Here is a 17,876-nt window from a genome sequence, read left to right as displayed (position 1 = left end):
GATCCCATAACAACAAACGTCGTCTTGCGCGGTTTTTCTTCTCAACCTTTTTTGGATGCTCCGCCGTGATCTCCACTCTTGAACTGCGCAGAATCGTTGAAACCAGCTTCCTGCCCCTGCATTGCCAGTGCACCGTCGGCCACGACGGGGCCATGACTGTGCGCATCTGCGACCCCGCCAGCGGGCGCGTCGACCTGTTGGTCACCGGCATCGCCACCCGCGGCCTGACCAGCTCCAGGGCGCTGTCGGAGCTGATTGCCGAGTTGCGCTACGACCTCCAGCACACCCGCCTGAGCACCGAGCAGCAAGCCCGCCGCCAGCACGGTCGCTGAAGCGCCAGGGAACATTGCGTCGGGGGCGAGGCTCGAACCCCGGGTACGCGCGTCGATCTTCCACGGGGCTTGCCTCGGGCCTCGGACCTTGTGTGATGATCGCGCTTCGACTGTTCGCGGTTCTCGACATAAGGCTGGTTCATGACTGCTTCCCGTAGCCCCTCCGATGCTTCCCAGGCGAGCCCTTCGTCCTTTCCAGCCAGCGGTTTTGTCCGGGTGCGCGGCGCCCGAGAGCACAACCTGAAGAATGTCGACGTGGACATTCCCCGGGATGCGCTGGTGGTGTTCAGTGGGGTGTCGGGATCGGGCAAGTCGTCCCTGGCGTTCTCCACCCTGTATGCCGAGGCCCAGCGTCGCTACTTCGAATCGGTGGCGCCCTATGCCCGGCGCCTGATCGACCAGGTGGGGGTGCCGGATGTCGACCGCATCGACGGCCTGCCGCCGGCGGTGGCCCTGCAACAGCAGCGCGGCACTCCCAGCACGCGTTCCTCGGTGGGCAGCGTGACCACCTTGTCGAGCCTGGTGCGCATGCTCTATTCCCGGGCCGGTAGCTACCCGCCGGGGCAGCCGATGCTGTATGCCGAGGACTTTTCGCCGAACACGCCCCAGGGCGCCTGCCCGGAATGCCATGGCCTGGGGCGGGTCTATGAGGTCGACGAAGCGAGCATGGTTCCCGACCCTTCGCTGACCATCCGCCAGCGCGCCGTGGCCTCCTGGCCCCTGGCCTGGCAGGGACAGAACCTGCGGGACATCCTGGTGACCCTGGGCTACGACGTCGACATCCCCTGGCAGCAACTGCCGAAAAAGCAGCGTGACTGGATCCTCTTCACCGAAGAAACCCCCACAGTACCGGTGTACGCCGGGCTGACCCCGGAACAGACCCGCGAAGCCCTCAAGCGCAAGCAGGAACCCAGCTACATGGGCACTTTCAGCGGCGCCCGGCGCTATGTGCTGCACACCTTCACCCACACCCAGAGCGCGCTGATGAAAAAGCGTGTGTCGCAGTTCATGCGCGGTAGCCCGTGCCCGCTGTGCGAGGGCAAGCGGCTCAAGCGCGAGGCCCTGGCGGTGACCTTTGCCGGGCTGGATATCGGCGAGCTGGCGCGCCTGCCGCTGCTGCAACTGGCCGAGGTGCTGCGGCCGGTGGCGGCGGCAGCTTACCTGGAGCAGGCGCCCGCCGATGATCAGGTGCTGAGCCACGCCCAGACCCGTGCTGCGCGTCAGCAGCGCCATGCCCAGGGCGCCCCGGAGCATCGCGGCGCGCCGGATGTGCGGCATACGCCGAACCTGTCCCTGGAAAAGCGCCTGGCCGCCCAGCGCATCGCCCAGGACCTGCTGGAGCGGGTCAGCACCCTGACCGACCTCGGGCTGGGCTACCTGGCCCTGGAGCGCAGCACGCCGAGCCTGTCCTCCGGTGAGTTGCAGCGCCTGCGCCTGGCGACCCAGCTGGGCTCGCAGCTGTTCGGGGTGATCTATGTGCTGGACGAGCCCTCGGCAGGCCTGCACCCGGCGGATGCCGAGGCACTGTTCGAGGCCTTGCAGCGACTCAAGGCCGCCGGCAATTCACTGTTCGTGGTGGAGCACGATGTGCAGACCATGCGCCGTGCCGACTGGCTGGTGGACGTGGGCCCGGCGGCGGGAGAGCGTGGCGGCCAGGTGCTGTACAGCGGCCCGCCGGCCGGCTTGGCCGAGGTGGCGCAGTCCCAGACCCGGGCCTACCTGTTTCCCGAGCAGGCCCCGGCCCGGCGTACCCCGCGCCCGCCCCGGGGCTGGCTGCGGCTGGAAGGTATCAGCCGCAACAACCTCAAGGAGCTGGACGCCGAGTTTCCCCTGGGCTGCTTTACCGCGGTGACCGGGGTTTCCGGTTCCGGCAAGTCGAGCCTGGTGAGCCAGGCCCTGCTGGAACTGGTGGGCGCGCACCTGGGCAAGGCTTCGGCCAGCGATGAGGCGCCGGAGCTGGACCTGGCGGACGACGCACCGGTCAGCAGCGGCGGGCGGGTGGTGGCCGGCATGGAGCAGATCAAGCGCCTGGTGCAGGTGGACCAGAAACCCATCGGTCGTACCCCGCGTTCCAATCTCGCGACCTACACCGGGCTGTTCGATCAGGTGCGCAAGCTGTTCGCCGCCACCGACGAGGCCCGGGAGCGGGGCTTCGACGCCGGGCAGTTTTCCTTCAACGTGGCCAAGGGCCGTTGCCCGGCCTGCGAAGGCGAGGGCTTTGTCAGCGTCGAGCTGCTGTTCATGCCCAGCGTGTTCGCCCCGTGCCCGACCTGCCATGGCGCGCGCTACAACCCCCAGACCCTGGCCGTGACCTGGCAGGGCCTGAACATCGCCCAGGTGCTGCAATTGAGTGTCGAGCAGGCCTTGCCGGTGTTTGCCGAACAACCGGGCATCCGCCGCGCCCTGGAAGTGCTGCGCGACATCGGCCTGGATTACCTGCGCCTGGGCCAGCCGGCCACCGAGCTGTCCGGCGGTGAGGCGCAGCGCATCAAGCTGGCCACCGAGCTGCAGCGCACTGCCCGGGGCGCCACCCTGTACGTGCTGGACGAGCCCACCACCGGCCTGCACCCACGGGATGTGGACCGTCTGCTGGAGCAACTGGACAAACTGGTGGCGGCCGGGCACAGCCTGGTGGTGGTGGAGCACGAAATGCGCGTGGTGGCCCAGGCCGACTGGGTGATCGATATCGGCCCAGGTGCCGGCGACCAGGGCGGCACCCTGGTGGCCTGCGGCACCCCGCAACAGGTGGCAAAGCAGCGTACTAGCCGCACCGCGCCCTTTCTTGCCCAAGCCCTGGGCGGACGTTGATCCAGGGCAAAAGTGGCGACGAACGGTTACCGCTGGTCTGATTGGCGGTCGACAGACCCGGTCCGGCGAGGCCATTCTGATAACCGGCGGGGGCGTGATGACGCCCTTGCTGCCGATCAACCACGGAGGTGTTCCATGCCGGTGACCCACGACCTTTACCAGGACCTGAGCTGCAGTAAAGAAGACATTCAACAGCGTCGGGCCAGTGACCCCCACCTGAATGCGCTGTTCGACAAATACACCAGCATCGACGATCAGGTGCTCAAGGCCGAAGCTGCCGCTGCCGCAGACGACGAACTGAAGAAACTCAAGGAAAAACGCCTGCTGATCAAGGATGAGATCGCCGGGAAACTCACCGCCGGTTCCTGACCCCCCTGTAACAAAGACGCTCGCAGTAGCAAGGAGCTTATTGTGGCGAGGGAGCTTGCTCCCGCTGGGCGGCATAGCCGCCCAGACGCCCGCCGGGCTGTCCCGACCCCAAGCTGCAACGCACCCACCCTCAAGGCGCCAGCGCCTCCTTCAACGACAACCGGGCCATGTGCCTGGCCGTCAGCGACCCCAGGTACAAGGCATCGCCATATTCGCGCACCGTGGTGATCGGCGAGTAGTTGCCGCTGCTGCCATCCTGCAGGTTGGCGATCACCCGGCCCTGGGTATCCAGGCCCAGCACGAAGCCGCGTTTCTCCACCGGCTTGGGCAATACCGTCATCGCCCGCACCAGCATCTTGCGCACGAAGGGGTAGGGCGCAGTGGCGTCGAGCAACGGGTTGCGCGGTGCGTACAGGGCCACCCAGAAACGCCCGGCGCCATTGAAGCTCAGGTTGTCCGGCAGCCCCGGCAGGTTGTCGATGAACAGGTCGTGGCTGCCGGCCTTGTCACCCTTGAGCCAGTAGCGGCTGATGCGGTAGGCGCCGGTTTCATTGACCAGCACATAGGCCTCGTCCGGCCCCAGGGCAATGCCGTTGGCGAACTCCAGGCGGTCCAGCAGCACCTCGGTGGTGCCGCTCTGGAAGTCGTAGCGCAGCAGGCGGCCATCGGCGCCGTGCTCGATCACCGCTTCGCCGTCATGGCCATAGCCCCAGCGGCTGGTGGCGTCGCTGAAGTAGGCGTAGCGCCCCGCGGCATCTACCGCCACATCATCGGTAAAGCCGAACTTCAGGCCCTTGGCCTCGGTGCTCAGGGTCTGCAACTGGCCCTGGCTGTCCAGGGCCAGCAGGCCCTTGATGGCATCGGCGATGATCAGGCGCCCGTCCGGGTGCCGGGCCAGGCCCAGGGGCCGGCCGCCGGTATTGACCAGCACCTTGAGTGCACTGCCGTCGAGGCTGCTCTGGATCACCCGGCCGTCATGCAGGCCGCTGAGCAGTTGTTCGTGTTCCAGCAGCAGGGCTTCGGGGCCGTCGATGTCCCGGGCGCCCACCGGCTGCACGGCCTTGAGCTTCTGGTTCTCGGCAAACGGCCCCTGGCTCAGGGACGGCGCCGGCGCCGGGTTCCAGGCCACCGGCTGGACCCTGGTCGGCATCAGCAGCAGGAAGGCCAGGACGGCCAGCAGCACCAGCAGGACAATCCGCAGGCCGCTGAAGCGGCGGGGGGCAATCTGATTCATGCAATGACTCCTGTCGGGGGCGGCCTCAGGACGGTCGGCCGGGGGCCTCGGTGGCGGGCAGCGGGATAGCTTGCTGGGCCATCTCGCACAATGCCAGCAATGAGGCGGCGGATTCCCGTTCTATCCGTCGCTTGAATAACAGCTGATTGCCCAGGCGCATCAGCAGGTTGTCAAAGCCGTACTCCAGGGTCCGCACGAAGCGCGTGTGCTGCGCCCCCAGGGGCTGGCATTCGTAGGTCACCTGCAGGTGCAGGCCGTGATCGCTCCGGGCACTGGCACGCCAGCGGTGCCCCGGCAGGTACTCCTCGACCTTCCAGCTCAGGTGACCGCTGCGCCCGCCGGCATGGATGTCTTCCTCGAAGCCTTGCCCGGCGAACAGCGGGCCTTCGTCGCCCTCGACCTTGAGCGAGGAGGGGTGCCACTGTGGCCAGAGCCGCGAGCTGGCGGCATAGGCCAGGGTGCTGGCGGCGCTGCGGGGGATGTCGACCTGGTGCTGCATGCGGGTCATGGGCGTGGCCTCGTCAGGGGTGGAAGTGACGGCTGGCGGCTCTTGCGGTTGCCAGTGCAGGGTACCGAACAGCCAGTCCATCAGCGGCAGGACAATATTGAAGTTGCGCTCCTGCATCAGCTCGCGGCGGTGATGCAGTTCGTGCAGGCGGCGCATCTGCCGCACCCAGGGCAGGCGCGCCAGGGGGTGATTGGCGGGCAGGTGCTCGCAGGCATGGAACACCTCGTAGGCCAGGTAGCCGAGCAGGGTGCAACTGGCGAACAGCGCCGCCACGTTGCCATTCCACAGGCGCAGCAGCGCCCACAGGGGCAGGGCGAAGAGCAGGCTGTGCACCACGATCAGCCAGGCCGGAAACAGAATCACCCGCCAGTCCCGGTAGCCTTCATAGGCCATCAGCCCAGGGGCGAAGAAGCTGTGGTGGTCGCCGGTATGACGGGCATAGAACATCCGCGCGAAGCGCTGCTTGTGATGCCCCAGCCAGCGGTGCACCACGTAGATGCACAGGTTGAAGAACAGCAGCGCCACCGGCACCGCCAGCCATTCCAGGGGCTGCACCTGGCTCAGGGTGCTGCATAGCAGGCCGATGCACAGCAGGCCATAGGCCAGGACAAAGCCGCCATGCAGCCAGGGGTTGTAGCGCGGACTGACCGCCGCTCGGTATTGCTGACGAAAGTGCTGGGTGGTTTCTCGCACGGCCCGATTCCCGTTGTTGTTTTTATGGGCTGCAGCGTAGCCGGCGGGTAATTATCCAGCCAATGGATAGTGGGAATGAGGATTATTCATCAGGCTGAAAATGCCCGAGTAAAGTTCATAGAAACGACGGTGTGATGAATGAAAGATTGACGCCAGAATAGTGGCTATTTAGTATTTTGATATTGAATTGATATCATTTCTGCTCGCGCTCTGCTCTTTTGGGTTCCGTTTTGCCTGTCAGGCATCGAGGGGCTGCCAGTTCGACCCTGCTTGCCGAAATCAATTTTTCCTCGCCATGGGCCTTCAGGATGAAGGCTCCAGGGGCTTGTGCTCCTGCATTGCTAAGAGACTGACATGGACGTTCACCACTTCACCTTCCTGGCCCAGCAACCCTCTGCTGTCCTGCAATCCCGTGATTCGTTCTGCGGCTTGTCCAAGCGCAGCCTGGCGTTCGTCCTGGCCAACATGATGTTCTGGCAGCCGCTGGTGGCGATGGCCGACGGCATCGTGGTCAACGGCAGCGGCACAACACTGGGACAGGCGGGCAATGGCGTGCCCATCGTCAACATTGCCACGCCCAATGGCAGCGGCCTGTCGCACAACAAGTTCAGCGACTACAACGTCGGCCAGCAGGGGCTGATCCTCAACAACGCCACCGGCCGTACCCAGGAAACCCAACTGGGCGGGATCATCCTCGGCAACTCCAACCTAGGCGGCCGCGCGGCCAATGTGATCCTTAACGAGGTCAACGGCGGCAGCCCCAGCCAGCTCAAGGGCTACACCGAAGTGGCCGGGCAAGCGGCCCATGTCATCGTCGCCAACCCCTATGGCGTGACCTGCAACGGCTGCGGCTTCATCAACACCCCGAAAGCCACCCTGACCACCGGCAAGCCGGTGATCGAGAACGGCCAGGTCCAGCGTTACCAGGTGGACCAGGGCAGCGTCGCCATCGAGGGCGCGGGCCTCAACGCGAGCAATATCGACCAGTTCGAAATCATCACCCGCAGCGCCAAGATCAACGCCGAGATCCAGGCCAGGCACCTGGCGGTGATCGCCGGGGCCAACGACGTCGACGCCAAGACCTTGAACGCCACGGCCCGCACCGCCAACCCGGCGGATGCGCCGCAACTGGCGATCGACTCATCAGCCCTGGGCGGCATGTATGCCGGGGCGATCAAACTGGTGGGCACCGAGGCCGGGGTGGGGGTCAAGCTCGACGGCAAGCTGATCGCCAGTGGCGGTGATATCCAACTGGATGCCAACGGCCAGTTGCGCATGGCGGACGCCACTGCCGAGAAGGGCGCGGTGGCGATCAAGGCCGGCAGCCTGGAGGCCCAGGGCGCGGTCTACGCCGGCAGCGAGCTCAAGGTGCAGACCAAGGGTGACCTGAGCAGCCAGAAAACCCTCGCCGCCCGGGACCGCATCACCCTCGATAGCGGTGGCCAGTTGACCAACAAGGGCATCATCGAAGCCGGGGTCAATGCCGACAATAGCCGCAACTCCGACGCGGACATCACCCTTACCGCCCAGAATCTGGACAACCGCGGCAAGAGCATCGTCGCCAGTCGCGATCTGACGATCACTACCGCCCAGGCCCTGGACAACCGGGGAGGCACCTTGAGCGGGCAACGTCAGGTGACGCTCGGTGCCGGCACCCTGGACAACCAGAATCAGGGCCGGGTGCTCAGTAGCGATGCGTTGGTGCTGCAAGCCGGGCAACTGCTGAATCACAACGCCTTGATCACCAGTGATGGTGAGCTCAAGGCCAATGTCGGCCACCTGGGCAATCGCCACGGCGAGCTCAGCAGCCTGAGCCAGGTTCGCCTGCAACTGGCGGCGCTGGACAACGTCGCCGGGTTGGTGATGGCCGGTGAAACCCTGGATATCAACGCCAGCGGGGCCATCGACAACCGTGGCGGTGCCCTGGGGGCGGAGCGCTTGCTGAAGGTGCAGGCCGCATCCCTGGACAACAGCAAGGCCGGTAACCTGCGCAGCGAGAAGCGCCTGGAGGTCCAGGTCGCCGGGCGTCTCGACAACCAGGACAGGGGCTTGATTCAGGCTAACCAGGCCATGGAAGTACAGGCCGGGCAACTGGACAACCGCAAGGGCAGGATTTCCGGCAGCGACACCCTGGTGGTGCGCGGCGAGAGTGCGGACAACCGCGGTGGGGTGATACATGCCGATCAGGCCCTGGGCCTGCACAGCCGTGACGTGGATAACCGTGACAAGGGCCGCCTGGAAAGCCGGACTGCCGTCACCGTCGAAGGCAACCGCCTGGACAACAGCGGTGGCCTGCTCAGCGCCACTTCAACCCTGACGCTGAACAGCAGCGAGGTGCTCAACCACGCTGGCCGAATCGCCAGCAAAGGCGAACTCCATGCCCAGGTGGACAGCCTTGCCCAGCATGGCGGCGAGCTGGTGGCCGAAGGCGCTCTGCATCTGCAGGGCCAGTCCCTGGATAACCGGGACCAGGGCCTGGTGGCCTCCCTCAAGGCCCTGACCCTGGACGTCGTCGAGGTGGATAACCGTGGTGGTGCACTGTCGGGCCAGGGGGAAGTGCAGGTCAACGGCCAGGGTCTGAACAACAGTGATGGCGGCAAGGTCCTGGCGGACCAGCGCCTGCTGCTCCAGGTGGCCCGGGTCATCAACCAGAACCAGGGGCTGTTGTTCAGCAAGCAAGGGCTGACCCTGAGTGGCGACAGCCTGGACAACAGCGGCGGCCAGTTGGTGAGTCAGAAGCCGTTGCTGCTGACCCTGAGCGCAGCCCTGGACAACCAGCGTGGCCTGATCAGCGGCGAAGACCTGCTGACCCTCAAGGTCGGCAGCCTGGATAACCGCGGCGGCCGCCTGACCGGTGCCCGGGCCCTGAGCCTCGACAGCCGCGGGGCGCTGCTCAACCAGGGCGGCTCGATCGTCGCCGAGCAGGGGCTGACCCTGGACAGCACCAGCCTGAACAACAGCGACAAGGGCGTGATCAGCGCCAAGGCCGATGCCCGCCTGGGCACCGGCGCTTTCGACAACAGCCAGGGCGGCAGCCTGACCAGTGCCGGGCAGTTGACCCTGACCACTGCCCAACTGACCAACAACCAGGGCCGGATGGGCAGCGACCAGGCCCTCAATGCCAGCATCACTGGTCTGCAGCAGCAGGGCGGCGAGCTGTTCAGCAACGCCGACCTGACCTTGGACCTGAACCATGGCCTGCTGGACAACCAGGGCGGCAACCTGCACACCCCGGGGCAGTTGTTGTTGCGCAACCTCGACCGGGTGGACAACCGCAGCGGTGAAATCTCCGGGGCCAAGGCCTTCAGCCTCAACGCCCGGGAACTGGACAACGGTGCCGGCAAGCTCCTGAGCAATCAGGCCCTGACCCTGCGCATCGAGCAGGCCCTGGCCAACGTCAAGGGGCTGATCTCGGCTGCAGCCATCGACAGCCGCAGCGCCAGTCTGGACAACCGCGACGGCCAGTTGCACAGCCGTGGCGACAGCCAACTGCAGGTCAGCGGGCACGCCGACAACCAGGGCGCAATACTGCTGGCCGAAGGGCAGATGACCCTCAAGGCCGCCAGCCTGGACAACCGCCAGGAGGGGCTGGTGGGCGCCACCCGCGCCCTGGACCTGCAGGTCGGGCGACTGGATAACCGCGGCGGTGAAGTGTCGAGCCGGCAGATCGACCTGAGCGGCGAGCGCCTGGACAACAGCGACCAGGGCCGCCTGCTGGCCAGTGGTGACCTGACCCTGAAGGTGGCCCGGGTGCTCAACCAGAACCTGGGCCTGATTTCCGCGGACCAGGGCCTGAGCCTCAGTGGCATCGGCCTGGACAACCGGGGCGGACAACTGGTGGGGGCCCAGCGCCTGGACCTGGAACTGGGTGAAGACCTCGACAACCGCAAAGGCCGGATCAGCAGCGAAGGCCGTCTGGCGATCCAGGCCCGCAACCTGAACAACGACCGGGGCAGCCTGTCCAGTGGTGGTGCCTTGCAGATCAGCGCCGGGCAGGCCCTGAGCAACCAGGGCGGCAAGTTGTTGAGCGACGCGGGCCTGACCCTGGCCAGTGCCCGGCTGGACAACCAACAGCAGGGCATCATCAGCGCCAAGGGCCGGCTGTCACTCACTACCGGAGCGCTGGACAACAGCCAGGGCGGCAACCTCAACAGCGGTGATGAACTGAGCCTGAACGCTGCCCAGGTCAACAACGAGCAGGGCAGCATCGGCAGCGCCAAGGCCCTGACGGCCTCGGTCACCGGGTTGCAGCAGCAGGGCGGCAAGCTGTTCAGCAAGAGCCGCCTGAGCCTGGACCTGAACCACGGCACCCTGAACAACCAGGGCGGCCTGATCAATGCCCCCGGCGTGCTACTGCTGAGCAACCTCGGCGCGGTGGACAACCGTCAGGGGGAAATCTCCAGCCAGCAGGCTTTCGAAATGGCCGCCCGCAGACTGGACAACAGCGCCGGGCAGTTGCTCAGCAACCAGGCTCTGACCTTGCGCATCGAGGGCGCGCTGACCGCGCTCAAGGGCAAGATCGCCGCCGCCGCGTTGCAGATCGATGCCGCTAGCCTGGACCACAGCGGCTCGCTGCTCAGCGACAGCGAACTGGACCTGCGGGTCACTGGCCCGTTGCGCAACCAGGGCCTGATCCAGGCCGCCGGGCCGCTGCAGATCAGCGCCAACGGCCTGGACAACCAGGGTGGGCGCCTGCTCGGCGGCACCCGTGTGGGCATCGACCTGGGGGCCCAAGGCTCGGACCTGGACAACCGCCAGGGCCTGATCAACACCCAGGGCGTGTTGAGCATTGCCGGGCTGCGGGACCTGCAGAACCAGGCCGGGGAAATCTCCAGCACCCAGGGCTTCAACCTGGCCGGGCGCAGCCTGGACAACAGTGGCGGCAAGCTGATCAGCCACCAGCAGCTTGGGGTCGAGGCCGTGAACCTGGGCAACCAGCAGGGCCTGATATCCGGCTGGCAGGGGCTCAAGGTCAGCGGCGGCAGCCTGGACAACCGCCAGCAAGGTACCTTGTCGAGCCTGCTGGGGGATCTGAATATCGACCTCAGCGGCGCCTTGCTCAACAGTGCGCAAGGCGGGCTGGCCAGCCAGGGTCAGCTGACCCTCAAGGCCGCGAGCCTGGACAACAGCGACAAGGGCATCGTCACCAGCAAGGGCGAGCAGCAACTGATCCTTGGCAGTGGAGGTTTGAACAACGCCCGGGGCGGGCTGATTGAAAGCAGCGCCAGCCTCGACATCGGCGCCGGCGACCTGGACAACCAGGGCGGCCGACTCAGCGCCGTGGGCGGCCTGAACTTCACCGGCAATAGCCTGAACAACCAGGGTGGCAACCTGCGCGGTGAAGGCGCGGTGACCCTCGATCTTCTGGGTGCCCTGGTCAACACCCAGGGCAAGCTGGCCGCCAGCGGCCCGTTGCTGCTCAAGCGTTCCAGCCGCATCGACAACCAGGACGGGCAGTTGGTCAGCCAGAACCTGATGACTCTGTTCAGCAACAGCCTGGACAACAGTAACCGCGGCACCCTGGCCGCCAACGGTGCGCTGCAGGTCAACGTCAGTGGCGAGGTGCGCAACCAGAATGACGGCCTGATCTACAGCCGCGACGCCGGCCTGAGCCTGAGCGCCGGCAGCCTGAACAATGCCAAGGGCGCGATCCAGAGCGCCAAGGCCCAGACCCTGGCAGCGACCGGGGGCATCGATAACCAGGGCGGCAAGCTGATTGCCGAGGATGGAGACCTGGACATTCAAGGCGCCAGCCTGGATAACCGCGCGGGTGTACTGTCCAGCCTCAAGGGGCTGTTCCAGGCCCGGATATCGGGGGTGCTGAACAACCATGGCGGCCAGGCCGAGGCCCAGCGCCTGGATCTGCAAGCCCTGGCCGGTTTCGACAACGGCGCCGGACGCATGGCGGCCAAGGGTGGCGACTTGCTGCTCAATGCCGGCAGCGCCGGGGTGGATAACAGCCACGGCGGGCTGTATGCCAGCGGGCGGGTCAAGGCCAGCGGCAATCAGCTCGACAACAGCACCGGGCAGATCAACGGCCAGCACATCGACCTGGATTTCAACGGTTCCCTGGTCAACCAGGGCGGCCTGATTGAAAGCCGCGAGAGCCTGGCGCTGCGCGGCGCCAGCCTGGACAACCAGGGCGGCAAACTGCGGGCCCTGGCCCCTGGCGGCAAGACCGACCTGCAGATCGGCGGGCTGTTCGACAACCGCAACGGCCTGCTGGAATCCGCCAACACCGACCTGACCCTGGCGGCGTCGGGTTTCCTCAATCAGGGTGGCAGCCTGCTGCACCTGGGCGAAGGCAACTTCGATATCGCCACCGGCAACGTGATCAATGCCGGCGGCAGCCTGGTCACCCGGGGCGGGCTGACGCTGACCGCCGACAGCTGGACCAACAGTAGCGTGATCCAGGCCGGGCGCCTGAACCTCGACGTCAACCACTTCAGCCAGACCGCCGCTGGCCAGTTGCTGGCCAGCCAGCACTTGCAGGCCCGGGGGGGCAACTGGAATAACGACGGGCTGCTGGCCAGCGATGGCAGCCTGGACCTGCAGATCGGCGGCACCTATTCCGGTAATGGCCGGGTATCCAGCCTGGGCACCCTTGGCTTTGGCGCTGCCCTGCTCAACCTTGGCGCCGCGGGCAGCATCGCCGGTGGCGGCGGTACCCAGGTCACGGTCGCCGGGCAACTGAACAACGCCGGGCGCCTGACCTCCAACGCCGGACTCTCGGTGAATGCCGGCGGCGTGCTCAACACCGGCACCCTGGGCGGCGCCCAGGGCCTGAGCCTGACCACCCCGACCCTGGTCAACGACCACGGTTTCGTATTCAGCGGCCAGAACGCCGGCTTCAACGTCAATACCCTGACCAACAGCTATGGCGAGTTCTACAGCCTTGGCGGCCTGACCGTGGCCGGCATGGCGGCAGGCACCTCGGCCCAAAACCTGAGAAACATCTCCGGCAACATCCAGAGTGGCGGCGATATCAATATCGCTGCACTGGATCTGGTCAACGACCGGGAAAAATACGAAGCCAGCCAGCAGATCACCGATGGCCGCATGACCATCCGCTGCGTCCAGCACTGCGGCGGTGGCGCCAGTTGGGTCCGGGGGCCGGTGTTTATCTACCGGACGGTGGAAGGCGTGGTGACCAGCGACTCGCCGCAGTCGACCCTGAACGCGGGGGGCAACCTGACGGTCAACAGCACCAGCTTCCTCAACCGCTACAGCACCGTGTCGGCAGGCAATGACCTGAGCATCACCAGCGGCACCATCACCAACCAGGCCTCCCTGGTGGCGTCCGGTTCTTCCGGCTATGAAGTCGGCGCCGGGGTCAAGATCAATCGCGGGCTGTTCTTCCAGCTGGCCCGTGACGTGCAGGCCTATGACCGGGCGCACCCCCAGGGCAGTGCCTTCAACCAGGAGGACTTCGCCGCCCTGGTGGCCAAGTTCAACCCGGGGATCTTCTATGGCATCGACCGGCCGGTAGAGACCTCGACCCTGAGCTCTTCGGCGGCGCCGGCCATCATCCAGGCCGGTGGCAAGGCCCGGCTCACGGCAGCCAACGACATCAGCAATATCAGCGTGGTCAAGAATGCCATCGCCGTGGGCGGTAGCACCCGCGACACGGCGGTGGGCGCCTCCAGCAAGCCGCTGATGGTAGTGCTCCACTCCCAGCTACCGCCGGATCTGGCGCAGCAGCAGGTCAACCCCCTGAGCCTGCCCAACTTCAGCCTGCCATCCGGGCAGAACGGCCTGTTCCGCCTGAGCGGCCAGGGCGGCGCAGCGCAGCCCTCGGCCCCGGCGCAGAGCTGGAGCATGGGCGGCGCCAGCCTGGAACTGAGCACTCGCCAGGCCGGTCCGGAGCCGGTCCAGCCCCGGGAACTGAGCAACCGGCCGCTGCCGCAAGTGGCCCTGGGCGCTCGCGACCTGAACCTGGTTGATCACCAGGCCACGGGCATCGATGGCCGCGCAGCGACGGTGCAGGTGAACGCCGTGGCCGGGGATTCGCCGGGGGGCGTGCTGCTGCCCACGAGTAGTGCTGGCAATCAGAGCGTCAACCGGGTCCAGGGCCTGCCGGACAGCAGTGTGCGCAGCAATCCGCACAAGTACCTGATCGAGACCAACCCGCTGCTCACCGACCTCAAGCAGTTCATGGGTTCGGACTATCTGCTGTCGAAACTGGGCTACGACCCGGACCAGAGCGCCAAGCGCCTGGGTGATGGTTTTTACGAGCAGCGCCTGATCCAGCAAGCGGTCACGGCCCGTACCGGCCAACGTTTCCTCGATGGCCAGAACAGCGATGAGGGCATGTTCAAGTACCTGATGAACAACGCCATCGCCAGCAAGGATTCGCTCAACCTGGCAGTGGGCGTGACCCTGACCTCCCAGCAGGTGGCGGCCCTGACCCACGACATCGTCTGGCTCGAAGAGCAGGAGGTGAACGGCGAGAAGGTGCTGGTGCCAGTGCTGTACCTGGCCAACGCCAACAACCGCCTGGCGCCCAATGGCGCGCTGGTCCAGGGCCGCGACGTGACCCTGATCGCCGGCAAGGACCTGGTCAACTCCGGGACCTTGCGCGCCAGTGAGAACCTCAGTGCCACGGCGGGGACTGACCTGATCAATGGTGGCCTGATCGAGGCGGGCAATCGCCTGAACCTGCTGGCCGGGGACAACGTGGTCAACCAGTCCGGCGGTATTATCGCCGGGCGTGACGTGACGGTGCGTGCCCTGGCCGGGGACGTGATCAACGAGCGCAGCATCACCACCTTCCAGAGCAACCCGGGCTCCACCACCCAGCGCCTGGACTACGCCGACAACGCCGGGCGGATCGAGGCCCGCAACGACCTGAATGTCGGGGCCGGTCGCGATATCAACAACGTCGGCGGGATGCTGAGCAGTGGCGGCGACACGACCCTGATCGCTGCGCGCGACGTCAACCTGGTATCGGCCCAGGAGCACGACAAGCTCACCCGCGACCGCTACCTCAACGAAAGCATCACCCAGCACGGTTCAAGCGTCAGCGTCGGAAGGGATCTGGCGGTCAGCGCCGGACGCGACCTGACGGCAGTCGCCAGCCAGATCGAGGCCAAGCGCAACATCGCCATGGATGCGGCGGGTGACCTGACCCTGGCCTCGGCGGCGGACGAGCAGCACAGCTACTCCAAGACCAAGAAGGTCACTCGCCAGGAAGACCATGTCAGCCAGGTGGGCACCTCGCTGACCGCCGGCGCCGATGTGGTCCTCAGTGCGGGCAAGGACCTGAGCCTGATCTCCAGCCGTATCAGCGCCGGCAACGAGGCCTACCTGGTGGCCGGCGACAACCTGGAGTTGCTGGCGGCCCAGGACAGCGACTACTCGCTGTACGACATGAAGAAGAAAGGCAGCTGGGGCACCAAGAAGACCCGGCGCGACGAGGTGACCCAGGTCACCAACATCGGCAGCGAGATCACGACTGGCGGCGACCTGACCCTCAAGAGCGGCGGCGACCAGAAGTACCAGGTGGCCAAGCTGGAGAGTGCCAAGGACCTGACCCTGGACAGCGGCGGCGCGATCACCTTCGAAGGGGTCAAGGACCTGCACGACGAAAGCCACACCAAGAGCAACAACAATGCCTTCTGGAATTCCTCCAAAGGCCGCGGCAACACCGATGAAACCCTGCGCCAGAGCAGCCTGGTGGCCGGCGGCAGCCTGACCATCAAGGCCGTGGAAGGCTTGAAGATCGACATCAAGCACATTGACCAGAAGAGCGTCAGCCAGGCGATCGATGCCATGGTCCAGGCCGACCCGCAACTGGCCTGGCTGAAACAGGCCGAGGCCCGTGGCGATGTGGACTGGCGCCAGGTCAAGGAGATCCACGAGTCCTTCAAGTACAACAACTCGGGGCTCGGTCCGGCGGCGCAATTGATCATCGCCATCGCCTTGTCGGCGGTGATGGGGCCGATGATGGCCGGGATGAACACCATGCTCCAGGCGGTGTCGGTCAGTGTGGCCACCAAGGCCACGGTCAGCACCATCGACAACCGCGGCAACCTGGGCAAGGTCCTCAAGGACGTGACCTCCAAGGACAGTATCAAGGGCTACGTGGTGGCGGCGGCCACGGCCGGAGTGGCCAAGGGGCTGAACTATGATCCGGGCGCCATGGGCCTGGATGCCAAGAGCCTGCAGACCGTGGCGGTCAAGGTCACGGCCGATGCCTTGATCAAGACCGCAGTCTATGGCGGCAGCTTCAAGGACAACCTGGCGGCTTCGGCAGCCGGAACTGCAGCCAGCATCGGCGGGGCGTATGGCGCCGGCAAGATCGGCGACCTGGGCCTGACCGAGGGCGGCCTGGCGAAAATCGCCCTGCATGCCGGGCTCGGCGGCCTGCTGTCTGAAGCCATGGGCGGTGATTTTCGCACCGGCGCCATTGCCGGTGGTGCCAACGAGTTGCTGGTGGGGGTGCTGGGGGACAAGTTGCTGTCGGACAACCTGATTCCCGGCTCGCCGGAGTACATCCAGGCCCAGGCCAACCTGATGGCGCTGTCGCAGATTGTCGGTGTACTCGGCGCGTCGGCGTCCGGTGGTGACATGAGCATCGCCGCGGCGGTGGCGGCCAATGGCACTCAGTACAACTACCTGACGCACCAGGCCTTCGATGAGCTGGGCAACTGCCTGTCGGGACGTACCTGCTCTACCGATGAGCAGAAGAAGGCTGCGGTGGCCAAGGCCGAGAAACTCAGCGAGTGGCTGGACTCGGAAATGCGCAGCCTCTGCGACAAGGCGCCGACCAGCGACAGTTGCCGCGCGGCGGTCAACGCCTCGATCAAGTACGTGGCGATGAAGGATGCCTGGAACATCATGAACAAGGATGTGACCCGTTCCTCGAAGAACACCTTCGACTATCTCTACAACACCGAAGGGGCTGCCGGGCGCCTGGTGACCTACTTGAACACCATCGACAACCGGGCCAATTTCTTTGGTGCCAGCCATGTCTACGAGCAGAACATGGGGATTGGTGCCAAGTGGTTCGGTGGGGCGGAAGAGGTGTCCAGGGCCGGTTGGACCGGCCTGGGAGCCGACGATAACCTCTCGTACATAACCTTTGGTGTCGGCCGGCTGATGGCGCCGGTCTATGACTGGCGCAAGGCAGCCGGGGATGCGCTGATCACCGGTGGCTTCGAGAACTTCAAGAACCTCTACAACAAGGCCACCAGCGATCCGGTCGCCTGGGACATCAAGCAATTGAAAGGCGAACAGACTATCCTGCAGCCGATTCATGAGCAGTACATGGGCGACCGGAGTGCATTCACCTGGCTTTCCGGGCTGGTGACCGATACGTCGATCATGCCCGAGATAATGATCGGTGATCGAAAAGGAATGGATGGCGGCGTGGATATTCTGGATTACAAGTCCCGGGTGGAGTTTGGCTGCAAATTGCTGGGCTACTCCAAGAGCCAGGGTTGTGCGCCATGAGTGCGGCGGCTTACCCGCGACGTCGGGTGTTCATGGCGTTTTTCTTCTGTCCGCTGGTGTTGGGGCTGGTGTTCGGCGCCTTCAAGTTCGTCACGCTGCTGGCCCACCTGGCCAGCAACCCGCGATTGCTGGGGGAGGTGCGGGGAGGCGAGTTGCTGCTGATGCCGGTGCTTGCACCGCTGGTGGCCCAGGTGGCGTTTCTGCTGCCGTTCCTGGTCTTCGCCCTGGGGGTGACGCTGATGAAGGTCTACCGCAGCCCGCGCGCCTGTGCGGTGCTGGCCCTGGTGGGCGCAAGCGTGGCCAGCCTATGGGCGCTGATCTTCATCGCCCTGGTGGTCCATGGCGTGAAGAAGGCACAGTTCGCCGACTACCAGGTGGAGATGCTGGTGCTATTCGTGGCTGCCTGCCTGACCTGCTGGCTGGCGGCGCGCCTTTTCCTGCCCGAGAGCAATTCTGGTCCAGGGGTTGCTGACTGACC

7 protein-coding genes are annotated in these 17,876 nt (G+C 65.7%); 5 read left to right on the top strand and 2 right to left on the bottom strand.

Translation table 11 applies throughout. From position 1 onward, the window contains the following. Positions 1–65 precede the first annotated feature (65 nt). The 3 genes from ABCR88_RS20505 to ABCR88_RS20495 all read left to right on the top strand — a co-directional run bounded on the left by ABCR88_RS20505 (position 66) and on the right by ABCR88_RS20495 (position 3,509). Positions 66–332: a DUF1652 domain-containing protein gene (locus ABCR88_RS20505; protein WP_011061967.1), complete on the top strand. Its 267-nt coding sequence runs from the start codon at positions 66–68 to the stop codon at positions 330–332. 141 nt (positions 333–473) lie between these two features. Continuing rightward, complete coding sequence (locus ABCR88_RS20500; RefSeq protein WP_350022921.1) at positions 474–3,140, top strand: excinuclease ABC subunit UvrA; 2,667 nt, start codon at positions 474–476, stop codon at positions 3,138–3,140. Between the two features lie 135 nt (positions 3,141–3,275). Continuing rightward, positions 3,276–3,509 carry a DUF465 domain-containing protein gene (locus ABCR88_RS20495; RefSeq protein WP_015636110.1) on the top strand — a complete coding sequence of 78 codons (234 nt, stop codon included), beginning with the start codon at positions 3,276–3,278 and terminating at the stop codon, positions 3,507–3,509. A 130-nt stretch (positions 3,510–3,639) separates the two neighbouring features. Here the strand turns inward: ABCR88_RS20495 and ABCR88_RS20490 are convergent, their stop codons facing one another. Together ABCR88_RS20490 and ABCR88_RS20485 are read right to left on the bottom strand one after the other, a co-directional pair. Next, a complete protein-coding gene (locus tag ABCR88_RS20490) occupies positions 3,640–4,743 on the bottom strand; it encodes an SMP-30/gluconolactonase/LRE family protein (protein ID WP_041118927.1) in 1,104 nt (367 codons plus the stop codon). A gap of 25 nt (positions 4,744–4,768) precedes the next feature. After that, positions 4,769–5,944, bottom strand: coding sequence for an SRPBCC family protein (locus ABCR88_RS20485; RefSeq protein WP_350022920.1), 1,176 nt, complete (start codon positions 5,942–5,944; stop codon positions 4,769–4,771). A gap of 354 nt (positions 5,945–6,298) precedes the next feature. Here ABCR88_RS20485 and ABCR88_RS20480 point away from each other — a divergent pair, with 354 nt between their 5' ends. Both ABCR88_RS20480 and ABCR88_RS20475 read left to right on the top strand, forming a co-directional pair. Beyond that, positions 6,299–17,398, top strand: a complete 11,100-nt coding sequence (locus ABCR88_RS20480; RefSeq protein ID WP_350403307.1) for a filamentous hemagglutinin N-terminal domain-containing protein — start codon at positions 6,299–6,301, stop codon at positions 17,396–17,398. Then, positions 17,395–17,874, top strand: a complete 480-nt coding sequence (locus ABCR88_RS20475; RefSeq protein ID WP_350403304.1) for a hypothetical protein — start codon at positions 17,395–17,397, stop codon at positions 17,872–17,874. The genes ABCR88_RS20480 and ABCR88_RS20475 overlap by 4 nt, the downstream gene beginning before the upstream one ends. The last annotated feature ends 2 nt before the right edge of the window (positions 17,875–17,876 follow it).

The sequence above is a fragment of the Pseudomonas sp. W17 genome (genome assembly GCF_040268305.1).
Classification (GTDB): Bacteria; Pseudomonadota; Gammaproteobacteria; order Pseudomonadales; family Pseudomonadaceae; genus Aquipseudomonas; species Aquipseudomonas protegens.
Note: the sequence above shows the minus strand (reverse complement) of the source record. Positions and strands in the feature narration are given on the sequence as shown.

Excerpts from the sequence above, each read along its gene's own strand:
- ABCR88_RS20490 (WP_041118927.1), bottom strand. The coding sequence starts at position 4,743 with ATGAATCAGATTGCCCCCCGCCGCTTCAGCGGCCTGCGGATTGTCCTG.
- ABCR88_RS20475 (WP_350403304.1), top strand. The coding sequence starts at position 17,395 with ATGAGTGCGGCGGCTTACCCGCGACGTCGGGTGTTCATGGCGTTTTTC.
- ABCR88_RS20500 (WP_350022921.1), top strand. The coding sequence starts at position 474 with ATGACTGCTTCCCGTAGCCCCTCCGATGCTTCCCAGGCGAGCCCTTCG.
- ABCR88_RS20480 (WP_350403307.1), top strand. The coding sequence starts at position 6,299 with ATGGACGTTCACCACTTCACCTTCCTGGCCCAGCAACCCTCTGCTGTC.
- ABCR88_RS20495 (WP_015636110.1), top strand. The coding sequence starts at position 3,276 with ATGCCGGTGACCCACGACCTTTACCAGGACCTGAGCTGCAGTAAAGAA.